Raw genomic sequence first — 18,699 nt, forward strand, 5'->3', positions numbered from 1 at the left:
AGCCCGCACTAGGCGGGCTTTGTCGTTGAGAGTTGGTGGCCGGGGTAATCTGAACTGAATATATAACTAACCGATTTATAAGGTTTTTTATGATTTTGTTTTTTCTTTGAATACTTTTTGGAATACCGTGTCCCTTTGTGATGCTCCGAGGTGAGTTCGACCGAGCCGATGATGTTCACTCTGATCTGGAGGACTCAATCAAATACCTTTCTAACCTTGGGATCTGCCAATACCCCGCCTGCTATAGCTAATCGGTTTAGGTTAGCGCGGCTTATGGCCCGCGTTTTTTTTGATGAATCGCCCCGGATTCTCTAGACACCTTGCAAGCTCATTGCGTAACGCTTTTCAAACTCTACCGGTGACAGTTGATTGTTGAAACCCTGCCGGCGTTTTGCGTTGTAGAACATCTCGATGTAATCAAACACATCACTGCGAGCATCTTCCCGCGTGGTGTAGATTTTCCGCTTGATCCGTTCCCGCTTTAGAAGCTGGAAAAAACTCTCGGCCACGGCGTTGTCATGACAGTTGCCTCGGCGACTCATACTGGCAACCAAATTGTTCGCCTTCAAAAAACTGCGCCAATCGGAGCTGCTGTACTGGCTACCTTGGTCGGAGTGAACCATCACCTCCTGTTTCGGTTTTCGCCTCCAAACCGCCATCAATAACGCATCAATGGCCAAATCACTGGTCATCTGCGACTTCATTGACCAGCCGACGACCTGACGAGAAAACAGATCCAGCACCACCGCCAAATACAGCCAGCCTTCATACGTGCGAATGTAGGTGATATCGGTGACCCAAACTTTGTTGGGTTCTACGACATCGAACTGGCGCTTCAGTAAATTGGGTGAAGCGACCGCTGGCTTACCGCCGTACGTGCCAGGGCGGCGTCGATACCCTGTCTGAGAGCGCAGACCTTCAAGACGCATCAGCCTCGCCACACGACGCCGACCACAATCCTCACCGATCTCGCGAAGATCGTCATGGATTTTTCGATAGCCATAAACGCCGCCGCTTTCCAGCCACGCATGCCTGATCAAACTCAGTAATCGCTGATCGTCTTTAGCGCGTGCAGATTGAGGTTCAGACAACCAAGCTTAATAACCACTGGGATGGACTTTCAGCGTCAGGCAAAGCCGTCGAATCGAATAGTCGCCCGCTCGCTGCTTGATTAAGACGTACTTCAACCGCACTCCTTGGCAAAGTACGCGGCGGCCTTTTTTAAGATGTCTCGCTCTTCGGTGACCCGCTTGAGTTCGGCTCGCAGACGACGCAGTTCAGCGTGCTGATCATCGTGTTGCTGCCGTTCTGCTTGAGGTTTGCTGCAGCGCTTTATCCAGGCATAGAGGCTATGCGTCGACACACCAAGACGTGCCACCACATCAGCGACAGGCAGCTTCTTTTCGGTCACTTGATTGACCGCTTGGATTCTGAATTCTTCGGGATAACGTGGGTTGCTCATGGCACCTCCTGATTGGTCTCAGTTTAAGGCATGGAGGTGTCTACGAAACCCGGGGCGATTCACAGCCATCAGCTTTGCTTCGAAGATGTTTCCGCGCTCGCAGCGAGCAAGGATTCGCATTTCTCTCAACTAAATATCTCAATATGCGATGATCTGGGCGTTGAGAGATTTGGAGTAGGGACAAAGCTGTAGCTGCTTAGAGGACCCGCTTAAGAGGCCAGAGATGGTGATCACTGAAAATTTAATTGCATACCATGTCTGACTTCGCGGGGCGCGCTAGATGCCCTGTGCCGGGCACATGCGCCTCTTGCGTGGGGCGTCAAAATGTTCGGCAACGGATTGCGAGGCAAGAACAATCAGGCGTTGCCTAAGCCCTATTCCCTCTGAGGACTGCAGAAGTTTTCTAGTTTCTCGCGAGATGTTAATACTCCAATGGTGGCGTATTGATATTTTCTATGTTGTCCGGTTCTATCTTCGCGTATGTTGATACAAATGGATGCTAGTACTGGAGTGAAAATGTCTCCTTTTGTAATTGGTCAAGAGTACGAAAGACGCCGTCTCCTTGAGTTTATTGGCAGTAGACAAGCGCAGTCAGGTGTTCTTTGGGGGCGCGACGAGCCAGGATGTCTTATTTGTACATCAGGGGGGCGAGGTGGTAAGAAAGCTGGTTATTCAGATGAGCGACTTTCTGACGGTACTTGGTGGTATTTTGGCCAGGGCCGTACGGGAGATCAAACTCTGAGCAATGCCGCTAACTCTAAGCTATCTTCTGGGAAGTATTCAGTTCTCCTCTTTACTACAAGAGAACCAACTGCGAGGGAAGTGGCCGATCGAGGAAATTATGGGAAATTGTTTTCCTATTGTGGACAGTTTAATGTCTCAGGATATGAGCAGTTCGTGCCGAATGATGGCGGTCGTCAAGGTGATAAGCTATGGCGTTTTCGTCTACTGCCTATTGGTGACGAGGGGTATAGTTACTACAGTGATGAAAGTGATCTGGATCTAGATTTATCCGGGGGGTTGCGAGAGATGCAGTATCGACTCACTTCTTTAGGCTCCAGAAAAATTGAGACTCGGGCAAGTATGGCAGAGTATCGGTTTAGGAGTGCAGCGGTTCACCTCTACGCCTCTCTTAGATCAAGCGGGATATGCGAGGCATGCGGGCTTGTCGCTCCATTCGCTCGTCCTGATGGACGAGGATTTCTTGAAGTACATCATCTCACTCGGCTTGCCGATGAAGGACCAGATTTGCCTTCAAATGTTGCTGCACTTTGTCCTAATTGTCATCGCCGTGCCCACTATTCTGTTGATAGACAGGAATTCGGTAAGAAGCTTAAAGACGCTGTAATTTTAAAGGAAAATATTGTTTTGGGTGGGGAGGATTGATTGATAAGTTGTGTTTGATGAATTTTCGCAAACAAATATGTCGTTCGGGGGGCGAAGGGTTAACGGTATTTTCATTGTTTTCATGATAAGTGCTCTCCTACTCCTGACGTATTAAATCCGCAATTCGCTTGCCGGTGGCATTTGCTTTTTTGGTAGAGCCTACCTCGCACTCCCAAACGATGAATACTTTCCAATTTAATGCCTGTAGAGAAGATGTCACTCGATTGTCTCGGGCGACATTTTTTTCGAATTTCTCCACCCAAAATGCTGTATTACTTTTCGGTGTTGTCGCAATGCTGCAATTAAGATGTCTATGCCAGAAGCATCCGTGAACGAAAACTACTGCCTTGTAACGGGGGAAAATTAGATCAGGTTTACCAGGTAAACCACCACCATTCAGGCGGAAGCGCAGCCCGAGGCTATGCAATACTTTGCGCAATGCTATTTCTGGGCGGGTGTTATTTCCCTTGATTCGGGCCATCCTCTCAGACCGATCTTTAGGGGAGAGGAAATCGGTCATGTCGGACCTCCAGCTCGAGAGCTCATAAGTAGTGTTTTAATTCCCATCCTACACCTGCTCGTAGAAAAATTGACCACGAACTACGTCTTCTGAAATGTCGAAAGCTTTATAAGGCTTACGCATAGCTAAATAGCACCTCAGGTTCAAGCGATTTCATGGCGTGAAACTGAGGTGGAAGAAATTAATAAGTTTTCGCGGTCTTCAATCTTACAAGTTAGTCAAGGATATAGAAGGGGATTTCCTCAATAAACTCACCACTCCAATCAAGTGTCTTGCAAAGGGAGTTGAATTTTTCCAGACCTGATATGCGGTTGACCATGCTGTCAGAGGCAGCCGGGAGGCCGATTTTGTCCAGATCTCTCGCTGTTAATCCTGGTACTTGGTGGATAAACCAGCTCCCGATCGGTTCTAGGTAATCTGTCCGCGTTGTTTTGAAGTGGCTGAAATACTGGGAAGCAAGGATTACGCCGACTCCGAATGCTCGACCTTGTACCAAGAGTTTAGTTAGTACCTCAAACTCGTAAGGCATGATGTTGTGGGCCTCATCTACCAATAGGTAGGAGTCGATGAAGCGTGTTTGTGGGTTCGTACCCAGAAAAGGCTTCTTTTTTACCTTCAGCATGTAGTCGAGATAGAGGTTAAGGAAAATAACAACTACCATCTTCTTCAGCTTCTCATCACTGAGGTCTTTCAAATCAATAGCCACAACCCCTTCGAAAAACTCGTCGAAACTAACGATTTTTTTCGGATCATCTTCAAAGATCTCGTAATCCACCATATCACTAATTATTCCAGTCACGGAATCAGGCTTGTCGACGATCGCTTCGTAGTGTTTGAAAACGTCGTAAATAGTAGGATCACGATCTTCGTCATCCCTCGAGCGTTGGTAAGCCGTCTTGATAGCCTCCTTGAGATTTTTATCCTGAACCGGCGCGTTCACTGAGAATATCTTGCGCAGGATGTCCCGAAAGAAGCCGATTTTGTCGAGCATCGTCCGGTTGGAATTGTCCCCATCTGTCGCGAATAAGTTCAGTGGTATCTTGTATGGAGATACAATCTTAACCTTAGCCTTGTTAATGAACTGGCAGCTATCTTCTATATCGCTGAAGTCCCGCTTGTAGTCTAGAATCAAGACCTTAGGAGCCACTCCTCGGTTTCGCTCTGGTTGTTTTACCATCTGGTAAACCAATGACTTTAGTAGCTGGGTTTTTCCCGTCCCTAGATCGCCTACTACTCCTATGTTGATATTGTTTAGCTCAGTGTTGCCTGGGTGGAAAATAACTTCCTTGCTTCCAATTAGATCTCTTGTGTTGCCAATTTTAAAATGAAGTCCAGATCCAGCTTTTGGATTGATAATTTCGGGCTCATTGCTTGTATGAAGTGTTTCTCCTAACTGCGAGAATGGTTCGTTTGGCTCGGTCGAACTCTCGCTAAGTTCGTAGGGTTCTTCTGCTAACTGTTGGGTTTCTTGTTTATCTTCAAGAAACTGGAATTTTTCGTCGATTATTGCTTCCGCAGTGAAACTGCTGACTGCCAGCAGTCCCCAATTACCTACCTGCTTCACCATGTCAGCAACCACCTGTGGCTGATTCCCAGCCAGCAGGGCCCCAGCTAACTCTAAGCCGAGGACAGCAGTATTTTTTAGGGGACTCTTCCCTGTGCACACCACTCGACTCTTGGAAGTGTTCTCAATAGATATCAGGCGTCCTTCAGGGTCGAGTTCAATCTCGAGCTTATTGGACATCAAGCTGGCGATAGTTTGCTGGTGGTACTGAACCCAGCGAGGAGTTGCCTGAGCGACTTCAGTTTCACCGTAAACGCGGAAGCCATAGTCCAGCCAGCTGGCTATTAGGTCACGGTAAGCAATTCCCCAAAGGGCAGAATCTTTCCCGCGCTCTTTCAAACTATTGAGAAATCCGGCGAACGATTTAGCCTGGGTTAACGCTTCGTCACGCTGTCTTTCTGTCATCTCGGTGGAGCGGGCCTTCACCTCGATTGGCGTGATTTTAAGGGCATTCGGTTCGAGTAATTCGTCTCCTGCATCTATGCCGAAGGCGATGCTTAAAATGAGCAAGTCTGGCCTTTCTCTAGTCTCCGCACCTAGCGCTTTGCGTAGCTCGTCGAAACGCGGCTGGAACACATCTGCCGGGATCACGAGATTTACCATGCGGTTACCAATTGCGGGAACCAGTCCCTTCCCTTCGCTACCACGTTGGAAGTCTGACTGAAGCAAACGTGCAGCTATCAGCATACCTACTTCACCCAGGCTGGCTGAGCCCCCGCTGGTCAGCCTTTTTAGAGTCGGGATCCCCCGCCGAGAAACTTCGTCAAGCAGTGAAGCCACTTGTTCGTCGCTGACGTTTCTTGTGCCGGGGAGCTGTTTCAGTACGTTCCTTACCGCCGTGACCATGGTTGGTGACTGCTTTGCCACCAAATAGAATCCACTCGATTGCCCTGCACCTGGCGCGTAACGGGGTAGTTCGAAGTCCCAGAGGTATGCGTCTTTGCCTGGGCTGTGGAAGCAGGTTGCGTCTACGGCAGAAGAAGAGATTGCGCTGTATCGTGTATCCCTCAGTGAGTTGTTCAAAGTTTGTAAGTTGGGTGCGAAGCTTAGGCTGTCAAACTGGGCATCGTTGACACACGCTGATTCGAGCAAGCCCAGAGCTCGGGACAGGTTATCCTGCAATACGTCACCAGTTGATTCAGTAACGAATTGGCCAGCTCTGGATAGAGATAAGTACTGTCTGTGGGCAGCGGCGTTTTTCTTGATGCTAACGCGGGATACGCATGTAGGATCAACAGGGGAGAGCACGCCGTCTTTGCGAAATTCTTGGTCCATGGTTTGCAGGTGGTCGACAATGGAAAGATCCCGCTCAGCGTGATCTCCTTTGCTCTGGGTATACCACCTAATCTTAGTGCCTGAGCGCTCCGTTAGGGAGGCAAGCACAGCAGGCCTAGGCTGCTCGTCTCGAGGTCTCTTATCTATGATCTGAAGTGTTAAACCTTGGGCAGGAGACCACTCGTCGGCTTCAGGGCCAAGATTTTCAAGGCACCACTCATCTATTCCATCATTGCATGAGCTGTAACCAGATGAGTCGCTGTGCAGGGAAATCCGGAGAGTGGACTTGGCGGGGTAGAGGTGGCGGATTTCGTCTAAGGAGCGCTTCACCTGCTGCCTATTGAAACCATTTACCACTCCCTCGATCTTCAGCCCCAGATCGTTGCCAAATACCCCTTCATAACTACCTTTACTCACTTCGGCTATAAGATCAGCCCGCCACAGAACTGACCAATAATCCGACGAGCTCTTAACAGCGACGAACCCTGCTGGATTAAAACGTCCGTCCATATCTCTGCACTTCAGAGCCAGGCAATCGGGAAAGCTGTATGGCTCGATGATCCCTGCAACTGGGCAGGGCAAACCTGCATTAATCGAATCCTGCATGAGTTGCTGGGTATTGCATTGCCAGGCTAACCGAACCGGGTGAAAGGGCGACAGCAGTACAGCGAGTGGTTTGGACTCTAGAAACTGGCTTTGTTGCTGAGCCTTGTGAACCGTGATCAGATCGGCCCAAGCTGCGAGGGAATTAGGCGCTGATAGCCAGTCTGCATACTCGCTCACGTAGCGCTCGATAATGTTGCGGTTATCTTTATCCAGCATGAGCTGGCCTAGGCTGAGTGCCTCGATTGTGCATCCTTTAACGTCGCAAAGTTTCTTTAGAAGCTCCCGTGCTTGTTTCCGGGCTTGCAGGTAACCGGTAGGGGGCGCTAGCTCGTCCGTCCTTGGGCGCGGATCTAGGGACAATTGAAGGTTGGAAATACGAGACTGCGAGGTCCAATCTGGTTGATGCCAGCTCTCTTTAAAGCCGGGGCCAATAACCAATGGTTGGTATGACTCCTCACTCTCTAAAATCCATTGCTCTAGGAGAGTCAACATGGATTGCTCGACATCCGTCTTCGCCACGTTTTCAGAGCGGGTGCAGTTGTTGGTGACTAACCTGTCGAACTCGCTGGAGGCTCCTTTGGCCGTAAATTCGTTAGCACTAATATTCAGAACATAGGTGATCGGCCCATCTAGCTCAGGAAGGCTCATCTCGAAGCGGACCTGACAATCTTCGGTTATGTCAATAACGGCTAATGCGTGGCCCTCTTGTACTTCGGAAGTTGTAAGTGGCCAAACCGCTTCACTAGCGTTTACCCCCTCCCCGAACTGACCGCAAATGTTGTCAGGCAAGCTCACGGCATTACGGAAAAAAAACTCGATAGTCTGGGTGCCTGTTCCGTTGCTCACCAATTCACATTCGTACTGATTGGCGGTCTTCGCTCCACGGCCTACCTTTTTCTTTTTAAAAGGAGTTAATTTCTGTGCTGACCGGCAGTTTAGTACCACTGAAGGAAGGTAGGACTCCAGTGATATTAGTTTGAATGTGGCAGGCTTTTCCTGCTTATTGCAGATGAATTCATAGCGAATGTACTGTTCGTGATCACAGGGCCACAAATTATCATTCCAGTGAGTTTCAAGATCACTTATGGTGATCGTCTGAATCAGCTCAAGGGTTTTCCGACCTGAGGCTCGGTACACGGAGAGTTTCTCGCCCAGCAATTCTTCGTCAACTCTGAGTAGGAACTGGGGCGAACTTTTCACAACTGCTAATTGGCTAGTCAAAGTAGGGCGGAACAACTCATTGGTACAGGTAATCTTGAGCGTTCCCAGGTTTTTACTTTCTTCCTGATTGAGCAGCTCGATCCAAACAGATTGCGACAATACGTCCCACCATTGCGCCCCTTGAGTATTCCCGGCCTTGGCGTAGTTCCCGAGCGGGCGGGTAACGAATCTCTGGGGCGTCCGGTACAACATCACGAAGTCCTGACTTAACAGTTTTAGGGCCTCGGAAATTTCCGCTGAGCTCGTATCCTCTTGCAACAAGTGAATGCCGGCCGTAAAGCCATGAGCTTGCATGTAGTTGGCAATATCGTAGTTTATCTGTGGCTCGGGAGATTCGCCATCTTCCAGCTTGGGTATCCCAAGAGCGTGACATAGGTCCCGGCTGGTTTTTCCATTCCCCCCAAGATCGTACAAGGCTCGGAGCAACTCCCAGGGTTCCTGCATGTCCCCAGTCTGGGCAGACTCGATAAAGGCCTCCTCCAGAGCTTTCCAGACCAACTCTTTCTCCAGATCGGGCACATCTTTAAACCGGCTTAAGACTGCCTCGAAGACATCCTGTACGAATGGTTCCTCTCTCCATGTAGAGAAAGACACGTGATTTACACGGTTCAAACCCAGTTTGTTTGCTGTGGTATCTGTAGATAACAACGGGGGGGAATTGATGGTCGAAAGTGCCAAATAAGAGCCATATGAGGTTCTTATCGCCACGACATGGTTACTCGAACATCTGGTGGTATTCTGGTGCGAAGGGTCTTCAATTCCTTCTTGAACTCGCAATACGGGCACCAGCATTACATGGCCTGCAGATTCAAGCTCCAGTCGGGGGCCCATTGCATAAAATCTGTCGTAGATCTCGTCGAGAATGCCCGCTGGAGGAGCAGAGAACATGACCCTCAAGTTATTATTTTCCGACGAGATAAAGTGTCCAGCTTCTGCTCGTATCTTGGATACCAGATAGCCAATAAAGTCACCGATCACGTTAGTTTCCTTCTTTGCCGGCTTTCGCCAAGGGGCTAGCGATAACCATGCCACCTTCAGCATCGGGGCTATCGATGGCGATGGACATATCTCTCAGTCTCTTGTTCAAGCTTTCACCTTTCCCTAGGGCCATCTCGGCGCTGATGCCGTACCCGGCCAACTGCTGACACAGATTTTGAACAGTGCAGGGGCCTGTTACCCTACTGGCTGCGCAATGGACCATCAACAACGTCGACAGGGGGCCGAGACCAACAACACGCGGTGAGTTTGAGTGGTTGCCGCGCTTCTCCATGTAGTACCCCTGATCATAACCGTCGAGTCCGGCCTCTGAAGTTATGCGTTGGCGAGCAACGTGTTCTAGGAATTCCAACACATTCTTCGACGAGCCTTTCTTGCATTCGGCAACCTTGGGGTCACTTTCTATCATTTTGTTGAAGTTATTAAGATACAGTCTGAAGTCAAACTTACCGCGATGCTGGGCTAAATAATCCAGAGTTTCGGCAATCTCTGCAGTGGATCCTAGGCTAACTTGCGCCATATCAAATCCGGCTTGCTCCAGCATATGCAGCAGCAAATTCAGGGCGCCACGGCCTTCGATGTAATGGCGTGCCGCCTCCTTTATCGGCTTCGCTGTCAGTTGTCCAAGACTCCAAAATCCTTTACCTGTTGATAGCTTTTCAGCTACTTCATCCTCGCTATGGCACTTCCCTAGGCTCAGTGCTTCCTCTATAAGCTCGCAGCATTTGTTGTTAGCATGGCAGCACCAGGTAACGTGAGCGGCCGTTCCTATCCTACACAAAGACTCCAACATGCTTACCCATTGCCTACGAGTAAGGTCCTGCTTTAAATCAAGCACTACATGGAGATCTTCAACAAAGCGCTTGGCTGGACAATCAAGGTTTAACGGGCTTGGGAAGGTGCCTTCATCCTGCGGGAACTCACTAGGCATTTTCCAGGCATCACTTATCTTTTCTACACGCCAGGACTCGAATTCTGATTGCAGCATCCTGGCCCAAACATCATCTTCTTCCGCAGTGACGCTTAGCTTGTAGAAAAGCTTCTGCCAGATTGCCAGGGCTGCGTCGTAGTCATCGCTGCCTAGGGCAACCATTCTTGCCACGAGTTTGCCCGGATTCCATGGGTGGCCCCTGAGCCGGGCTGACATGGAATATAGGGTGGCGTCAGGTACAAGCGGGGAAATTTGGTTTCCTCGCTGGCGAGATTGTCCCGAGAGATTCGGTGTCGCGATTACACGGTTTACCACCGTGTTCCACAGCTGAGTATCGAACGCCACCTCGCTTTGCGCGCTATTCGGACGCCTCCCAGTTGCCAGCTGTTTTTTGAAAGGAGTTCCAAGTTCCCAGACGGTTTCCCCCACAGCTTTGTTATCGACGAACCCTACGTTCCTATATAGGGACGCGAGCAGGATTTCTCCCGTTGTGACTTCGGGTGAAGGTGTCAAGTGCAAGAAGCTACCTTTGTAAGTCTTGTGCAAGCTAGACTTCTGCCAGGGGTCGCTCAAATAGTCCTTTAATTTATCCATCGACTCAGCCCCTGAACCGGATAGTTTTGCCAACTTTCAACGTGTAGTTGTCCTGGCCTATGGTCAGATCAACATTACCGTCTACGAAATTCTTGTCCCTTGCTATCTGGCCAGCAGTTACCGATTTCACTTCGTCGAACAGGGCAAACACCTCCTGTGGAAGGGAGGCGGGGTCTAGCCCTTCCTCGAGCTCCACGAGAGCCTTGTACAGCGCAAAAGTGACCGGTACATATCGGTTGTGAACCTTGATGAATGGGAAGCGGTTTGCCGGCCGGGAAATATCTCCTTTGAACATTTCCATTGAGGTTTTAACGCTGCGCACACGTAGTGACACTTCCCTGTCCCAGTGTGCTACTGGCTGGCCAAAAGTCGTAGATAGGGGGATTTTGAAAAAACGCCTGTCTTCGTTTACTAGTTGTTCGACGAGGTCTTCGAGGTTTTCATGCTGAAAATCGCTCTGGTACAAACTGGCGTAATCCGCGAATAGCTTTACATCCTTGGATACCCCGTACTTTAATCCGAGGCTCCGTTTTGCCAGCCTTCCTGCAAACTGTCTCATGGAGGACTGTAGCCGCCGCACTTGTCTGGATACCTTGGAGGGATGGTGTTGGTCCATCAAGGCTTCGTCTGCTTCCGATAGCTGTGCAAGTAGCTTGCGTTCGCTCGGTGCAAGACGGTTGGATACCAGCTCCAGTCCGTCTTTTATGGAGAGACTAAAGTGCTCATCCACATCGTTTACGGTAACGATCTTTCCATCCCTCGCCTCGGTATACATCTTCTGTTCGCCGTATAAGAGCGCGGGATCCAAGAAGGTGGCGAAATCACCTGATAGAAGTTCACTAATAGCAGTGTGTTCTTTCTCGGCTATGACTTTGAGAGATCCAAAATGATACTTCGCCATGTTGAAGGCTTTTTCGTCAAGCTGGTCTGGAACCTTTGATCCTGCGAACACTGCGTGGTAAGCCTCGAGATGCTTACCTGAGGCTAGTCGGGGCCAGTTGGAGAACAGTCGGTGATGGTATAACCGAGAGGTCAACAAGTAGCGAGCTCGAGCTCCTGCCAAAGTGCTGGGGCCCTTTGCCTCCAGTTGCAGCATCTTGGCCGTCCAGTCGCAAGGCGCGTAGGACTTGCCGTCGATCGTCAAGGATCCTGGTTCCCCAATGAAAAGGTGGGACACCAGTGAGTACAAGTCGCGAAACGTCCATCGTTTGCCAGACGCGAGCTCGTAGTAGTAAAGAAACTGGATCAGATTATCGCGAGCTTTTTCGTTCGCCAGCAAAGTTTTATTTTGACAAAACGGGCAGTCTGCCTTGTTGTTGCACGCTGGCGTCCACTTTTCCTCGGCCAGGGCCTTTTCCAGTACCCGATGTGCAACTGTACTGTCTGGATCGCCATCTCGGGGAGCAACCAAAGAGTCCACGTCCATGGGCCACAATGCAAGATTGCTTTCTTCAAGGGGCCAGCAATCCGGGGCATCAACGCCTCCACTCACAGCGGAGACGATTCTTGCGATAAATGAAGCCATCTCTGTGTCGCCAGTTCGGATGGCAAGCGATGACGTGTTTGCCAGAATCCCCCGATTTACACAGCCGATGTAAATACCTTTGTACTCACCGTACCTAATTGCCCGTAGTTCTTTTAGTAGCAGCGACTCTGCTGTCTCACCTGGTTGCGCCGCGTCTTTTTCAGTGGCGTCTTGCACCAACCGGATAACAGGAATCATGCCACTACCATCAGGTACGATTCCGTCGAATTCAACCTCAGTTCGGCGAGGGGGGAGAGACCCCGATGGGTTCCTGTACTGGTTCGAGAACTTAGCCAACAGCTGCCCACCCGCACCGCTTAACCGATCAAAACTCTCGATGGCCCCTTCAACCGCATCAGTTTTCCCATTTCCGGGCCCGCCTACCAGTAAGACGGCCGAAGGAGTTCCAGGGATGCCTGCGATAACTGAGTCAACCCAGCTCGACAATTTTTCTACTAGCGGGGTTTTTAGTTGCTCTTTTACGGGCCTTCCGGACTCTTCTTGAAAGGGCTGCCTGACACCTCCTTTCTTGGCCCCAGACCAGTTAACCAGTCCCTCTGGGTAAAGCAATTCATCTTGCCTTTCAAATTCCATGTTTTCCCTTGGATACAATTGCTTGAGCTGCTGCGACCTTTCGATGATCCAGGTCGATTAAATTGCAAAGAGTTGGAGCTGTGAAAGATGGCTTCTCCTAAGCAGTTACTTGTTCCATTGGCCTCTGTCGATCCGAAGGATGGCGAGCCCAAACGACAAGGGAGCGAGGTCCTTCCAGTCGGGTGCCATCCATTTCCCCCGAGTCCTAAGTTTTAAGCTATGGCCAAGGTTTCTTGTTCTACTTCATCGACTGCTTGTTGGCTAGAGGCCGCCACGGCTTCTTCTAGTACCGACTTGATGGCAAGCCCAATGGCTCTCGCGAGGTAGGGGGGGACAGCATTGCCCACCTGCGTGTAGCGCGGGCATTCCTTAGTTCGTCGGCTGCCACCTGTAGTGAATTTACCGCGGAACTGGAACCAGTCGGGAAACGACTGGAGGCGTGCAGACTCTCGGACGGTCAGTATTCTGGGCTCGCTGTAGTGGAGCACATCGTCGGGTAACGTTGTGATTGTTGGTGCCGGATTTCCTGCTCGCATTAGGCATATGCGGTGCTTCTTGAGACCATATTTTTCCCTTTGCGCCAAGCTCATTAAACCGCCCTTGGTGCACTCTGGGTCCTGAATGATCTTCATGAACCGTTCACTGATCTCGGGCTTATGTTTTGCTAATCGTACGCTGTCCAGGGAGCCGTCCACTCCCTGTTGCATGAGGGTTTGGTAAGGTGTCCGAGGCCCCTTATATGCAAGCTCTTGAAAGCCGGTCCGAGAAGATGGATCAGTGCATGGTCTGGTCCCCGCGTGCTTTATTTCCAGATCCGAAATGGCCTCCGAAGCGCTGACGGTTTCTGGAAGGCCAAGCTCTTGCAGTTGCTTCAGCCGTGCCTCCTCTAATAGCTCGAAGGCTCTGGTGGCGCCGCCACGAAGATGACGAGCGAGATCCTTGCGAATCCCAATTACGATTAAGCGTGGGCGCTTCTGGGGAACTCCGAAAAGTGAGGAGTCCACTATTCGACCGAGGACCTGATAGCCGACTCGGTCCAGGCTTTCGACAAGCTTGTCATAGTAGGATTGCGGCCTGACTTGAATGCCAAGGTCTTTCCAAGATTTAGCGTTATGCGCGACCTTCATGCCCGGTACGTTTTCTAGGACAATGGCTGCAGGCTGAATGGCCTTGACCATTTCCACGTACTTCTCAAACAGTTGGTTTCGTGGATCGGACTCTAGTCGCTTCCCTGCGAAGCTGAATCCTTGGCAGGGAGGGCCTCCTGCAAGCACATGCACCTTGCCCTTAAGTTTGGAAAGTTCAAGTGGGTGCTGTTCAAGAATTTCATCGATACCCCAGGCTTTTCTATCCAGCCAAGAGGGCCATTCGAATTGGCGGACGGGCACGTCGCGCCCTTCTAGCAGGTTCGCCGATAATGTGGAAAAGGCCATTTTGTCGCGTTCAACGGCAAAAACGCCATTTAGCCCTGCGAGCGAGAGGCCGAGGGACAAGCCTCCGCAGCCCGCAAAAAGATCTGCAAACATCAAAGGTTGCCCGTGGGCGGGTAACGGGGGGAGAGTTTCGATATTTTTCATGGGCTCCTGCCCGGATACGGTCGTTTTCAGGCTAGGGAGCGTCTCGCGAAGCCCTTGGCTATCGCCTATATAGGCAGCATGATCGTGGTCTTTTTTCGCCACCGATGCTTGAGGATTACTCGGCAATTTGACTAGAGGTAGCTCGGTAGGCGTCGAGGGGGCAATAGTGATGGATAACGGATTGTGTCGCAAGCAAACGCCATCGCTTGGGCTGCCTGACGGCTGGCTTGGTTTGAAATTAGAAGATTCACTTATGTAGTTGAATTCATCCAGAAATACTTCATCGGCTAAGCCTCGGGCTTTGCTTGGTGGTATCCACATTGTTGAGCTCCTTCAGCCGGCCTGAAATCCGATCAATCTCTCCTCAGCGCATCCCTATGCAGGCCTAATCAGGCGCTAGCTTAGAGAGTGTATTGAAGAGTAAGCAGTTATATCCAGGTGTTTTTGGAAGGCATGAGTCGGATTGCTGTGATTATATACAGTATTGATCTTGGGGGGGATTCGTACAAGGCACGTTCGTCGACTGGTGCGTAGTTCAATTAATGAAAAGAAGCTCTGAGCAGCCAAACTCGCTTGGTGCCCGCCCTTGCGTGCACGTAAGTGCGACGCGGGAATTATTCCTGACGTTCGCGTGAAGCACGGTAGATCCCGCAGAAAAGGAGCTTGGACTCTCGGTTGATCAGATGGAAAAAACGAATTTATGCCGACAAGAGACGTTTCCACCTTCTGCCGTTTGTTCGAAGCTGGAGTAGCGCTCGAGAATCCATTGAAAGAGCAGTAAAACGGTACCAACGGCAATCAGGATCGGCGGAAATCTCAGCATCAGGATTACTGGGTAATTGCACTGACTCGAACACCCATTTGCATTCGACCTGACCAGTCATTTGTATCCAGTCTGACCAGCGGTTGCATTGGACTTGGTCAGCAGGCTTCGTAACCATGACAGGCAGAGAACGACCCGAAGCGGCCCTTGGCCAATAGGAACAGTCGGCCAAGGCAGACTATCCTCAGTGGCTTAGCCGACCTCATGGAGGCTTGAAGGGGCCTACTAAACCACAGCCTATTCATGGAATACATTTCAAAATGGATCTGCCTGAAGCGCTGTGGAGCCCAATAGCCCTGAACCCCCCGTATTTACTGGATTCCAGGCACAAAAAAAGACGTCCGTGGACGTCTTTAGTTGAGCAAATGGTGGAGCCGGGGGGATTTGAACCCCCGTCCGCCAGTACTCCGCTGTCGGTACTACATGCGTAGCCGTTTCTATTAAGTTAACCCTCAGCGACCCGAAGGGCAGGGTGCTTTGGGCGAGTTGTGTAAGTTTTAGCCGCTTCGTCCACAACGTACTGCACGGCGATTCTGTTCTATATGACAATCATTTTGGGTTTACAGACATCCCCTGATGATTGCTGGACCCGAAGGTACCAGGAGCATTGTCAGCTGCAATTAAGCAGCGAGAGCAACACCGTATTGGTCGTCATTGGCAACTATAAGTAGTTGCAACAGTGGATTTACGACTTCTGTTACCAAGTCGGCATGCACCTAAAGTTTCGCAACCGGCGTCGAATCCTAAACGGCCCCGAACTCATTGCTCAGTACAACTGTTTGAGCAACAAGCCTGCGCAGTGTACGCCAAACGGCCCGCGAGGCCAACCCGAAGGTTGGCCGGGCTTCGATCAATTGTTGGTGCCGGTGGATTTGCGCAGCTCGACGATGGTTTGCGAGGTTTCTGCAATGCAGTCATCAATCTTGCCCTGGGCCTTGAGCGCTTGCGCCTTGCTCACACTGGTCTCAGCGCGCTGACTCAACTCTGGCGACGAAGACAGCTGCCCCTTGGCATTGTTGATGGTCTGAATATTGGCATCGCACAGGTCGGCAGGCTTGTCCGCGGCGAACGAAGTGGAAGCCATCATCGATGCAGTAACGAACAGACCTAACAGTACAGAACGTTTCATGTGTATCTCCTTGAACCGAGTGGGTCCAGACTTCGCTGGCCGTCAGGACGGGCAACCGTATGGAAGAAAAACCCCGATCAGTCGGGGTTATTCTGTGGACTACAGTCGAACTCAAGGGTTCTATTTTTCTTCAGCCGGCCTTCGCCCGGGTCACTCGATCCACCAGATAGACCAGTCCGTGGTAGTCAATTCCGCCATGTTGCGTCAGACCGATCTCGCAAGTCCGGCTGGTGGAAATCCCTTCGCTGCAATGCTGCACCGCCTCCTTGAGCGTGCGCAGCGAATGGCTGTTCAGCTCCGGCGTGGTGAAGCCCTTGTCACCGGCAAACCCGCAACAGTGGATGCCTTCGGGGACGACCACGTTGGTGCTGCATTTGCGTGCCAGATCGATCAGCGCCTGGCTCTCGCCCAGATGCTGGGTGCTGCAGGTCACATGCACAGCAATCGGTGCATCCTGCGGGGTGAACTCGAGTCGGTCGAGAAGGTGCGTACGAATGAAGCGCACCGGGTCGTACAGGTCCAGGCGAACTTCGCCGACATCCTGCACCAGGCGCAGGGTGCACGGGCTGGTGTCGCAATAGATCGGATCGAGTCCGCCGCGACTGGCGTGAAGCAGGGCGCCGATCAACTCCTGGCGCTTGTGCTCGGCCTGTTCCGCATAGCCTTTGGAAGCGAACGGCTGACCGCAGCAGAGGTTGTCTTGATTGTCCGGGAACACCACCTGGTAACCGGCCTTTTCCAGCAGGCCCCGGGTTTTGTCGTACAGCGACATCTGCTCTTTGTCTCCGGCTGCCGGGCCCATGACCCGCGATACGCAGGCAGCCAGATAGACCACGTGCGGACGCTCATCGGAGACGCTCGGACTGAAGCGAATGGCTTTTTCCGGCTGCGGCATCGCATTCGTCCACAGCGGCACCTGGCCTTTGGACAAGCGCGTCAGGGTTGCTGAAAGCTTCGCCAGACGTGGCGCACCGAGCAGCATCCGCGCACCGTTGGCCACGTGCAGAGTAAAACGTGCGCCTTGCAGGGTCTTGGCGAAATTTCCTTCGATCCAGTCAGCGGTTTTCTGATGCGTGGCGTTACGGGCGCGGAGCTTTTTCACCAGTTCGCCGGTGTTGATGCCTACAGGGCAGCGTTGCGCACACAAGCCGGTGGCGGCGCAGGTGTCGATGCCTTGGTACGCGTAGGCTTCTTCCAGTTCGCGGGTGTCGATGCCTGCGCGTTTTTTTGCCTGAATGTCACGCCAGATCACGATGCGCTGGCGCGGACTCAGGGTCAGGCCTTTCGACGGGCAGACCGGTTCGCAGAAGCCGCACTCGATGCATTTATCCACAATCTCGTCGGCCGCCGGCAGCGGCTTCAGGTGCTTGAGGTGAATCTGCGGATCTTCGCTGAGCACCACGTCCGGGTTGAGGATGCCGTTGGGGTCGAGCAGACGTTTGAGCTGCCACATCAGTTGATAGGCATCGCTGCCCCATTCCAGCTCCACGAACGGCGCCATGTTGCGCCCGGTGCCGTGCTCGGCCTTCAGCGAGCCACCGAATTCCACCGCCACCAGTTGCGCGACGTCGTCCATGAACGCCTGATAGCGTGCGACTTCTTCCGCGCTGTTGAAGCCTTGGGTGAAGACGAAGTGCAGATTGCCTTCCAGTGCGTGTCCGAAAAGGATCGCTTCGTCGTAGGCATGCTTGTCGAATAGCTCGATCAGGCGATTGACGCCGATGGCCAGTTGCTCGACCGGAAAAGTCACGTCTTCGATGATCACCGTGGTGCCGGTTTTGCGTACGGCACCGACGGCGGGGAAGGTGTCCTTGCGAATCGCCCAGAGGCGGGCGTTCTCGACCGGGTCTTCGGTGAAGTCGACTTGTTTTTCCACAGGGAAACCGCTGAGTGACGCCATGATCTGCGCCAGCTGTTCCTGCAGCAAAGAGGAAGAGGCGGCGCGGGATTCGATCAGCAGTGCGCAGGCATTGTTCGACAGCTGTTGTACGAAAGCGGGCATGCCGGGTTTGTCCTGCACCGAGCGCAGGCTGCGTCGATCGAGCAGTTCCACCGCCGACACCGGTTGGCTTTTCAGCACGGTGACCGCGTTGCAGCAGGTTTCCACATCCGGAAACACGATCAGCGCCGACGCCTTGTGCGGGTGATCGATCACTGTGTCGTAGGTCACCGCACTGATAAAACCGAGGGTGCCTTCGGAGCCAACCAACAGGTGGCTCAAGATATCCACAGGCTCGTCGAAATCCACCAGAGCGTTGAGTGACAGGCCGGTGGTATTTTTCAGACGGTATTTGTGGCGAATTCTCGCGGCCAGCTCGGCATTGGCGCGGGTCTCGCGGCCCAATGTCGCGAGGCGCTCCAGCAGATCGCCATGACTGTTGCGAAATGCTGCGACACTGGCAGCGTCTTCGGTGTCGAGACGCGTGCCATCGGCCAGCACCAGGCGAATCCCGGCCAGCGTGTGATAGGTGTTTTGCGCCGTGCCGCAGCACATGC

At 51.9% G+C, this 18,699-nt stretch carries 8 protein-coding genes, 1 other RNA gene and 1 pseudogene; 1 reads left to right on the forward strand and 9 read right to left on the reverse strand.

What is annotated here, in order from left to right:
• Positions 1–311: 311 nt before the first annotated feature.
• Positions 312–1,462, reverse strand: a pseudogene (locus tag DBR24_RS02760) (IS3 family transposase).
• Positions 1,463–1,978: 516 nt separating this feature from the next.
• Between DBR24_RS02760 and DBR24_RS31410 the strand changes: the two are divergent.
• Entirely contained in the window at positions 1,979–2,848 is an 870-nt protein-coding gene (locus tag DBR24_RS31410; RefSeq protein ID WP_158277017.1) for an HNH endonuclease signature motif containing protein, read from the forward strand.
• A 97-nt stretch (positions 2,849–2,945) separates the two neighbouring features.
• On the opposite strand, the gene DBR24_RS02775 is transcribed toward DBR24_RS31410, so the two are convergent.
• The 8 genes from DBR24_RS02775 to DBR24_RS02810 all read right to left on the reverse strand — a co-directional run.
• Positions 2,946–3,368, reverse strand: coding sequence for a very short patch repair endonuclease (locus tag DBR24_RS02775; RefSeq protein WP_128613834.1), 423 nt, complete (start codon positions 3,366–3,368; stop codon positions 2,946–2,948).
• Positions 3,369–3,582: 214 nt separating this feature from the next.
• Positions 3,583–9,012, reverse strand: coding sequence for an ATP-binding protein (locus DBR24_RS02780; protein ID WP_128613835.1), 5,430 nt, complete (start codon positions 9,010–9,012; stop codon positions 3,583–3,585).
• Between the two features lies 1 nt (position 9,013).
• Positions 9,014–10,555: a hypothetical protein gene (locus DBR24_RS02785; protein WP_128613836.1), complete on the reverse strand. Its 1,542-nt coding sequence runs from the start codon at positions 10,553–10,555 to the stop codon at positions 9,014–9,016.
• A gap of 4 nt (positions 10,556–10,559) precedes the next feature.
• A complete protein-coding gene (locus DBR24_RS02790) occupies positions 10,560–12,674 on the reverse strand; it encodes a hypothetical protein (protein ID WP_128613837.1) in 2,115 nt (704 codons plus the stop codon).
• A 212-nt stretch (positions 12,675–12,886) separates the two neighbouring features.
• On the reverse strand, positions 12,887–14,572 hold the full coding sequence (locus DBR24_RS02795; RefSeq protein ID WP_128613838.1) for a DNA cytosine methyltransferase: 1,686 nt from the start codon (positions 14,570–14,572) through the stop codon (positions 12,887–12,889).
• A gap of 868 nt (positions 14,573–15,440) precedes the next feature.
• Positions 15,441–15,829: a transfer-messenger RNA gene (gene ssrA, locus DBR24_RS02800) on the reverse strand.
• Positions 15,830–15,924: 95 nt separating this feature from the next.
• On the reverse strand, positions 15,925–16,203 hold the full coding sequence (locus tag DBR24_RS02805) for a hypothetical protein (RefSeq protein WP_128613839.1): 279 nt from the start codon (positions 16,201–16,203) through the stop codon (positions 15,925–15,927).
• Between the two features lie 130 nt (positions 16,204–16,333).
• Positions 16,334–18,699, reverse strand: a 2,366-nt coding sequence (locus DBR24_RS02810; protein ID WP_128613840.1) for an FAD-binding and (Fe-S)-binding domain-containing protein, incomplete at its 5' end; no start/stop codon positions are given.

This window comes from Pseudomonas sp. HMWF006, assembly GCF_003061205.1.
Taxonomy (GTDB): Bacteria; Pseudomonadota; Gammaproteobacteria; order Pseudomonadales; family Pseudomonadaceae; genus Aquipseudomonas; species Aquipseudomonas monsensis.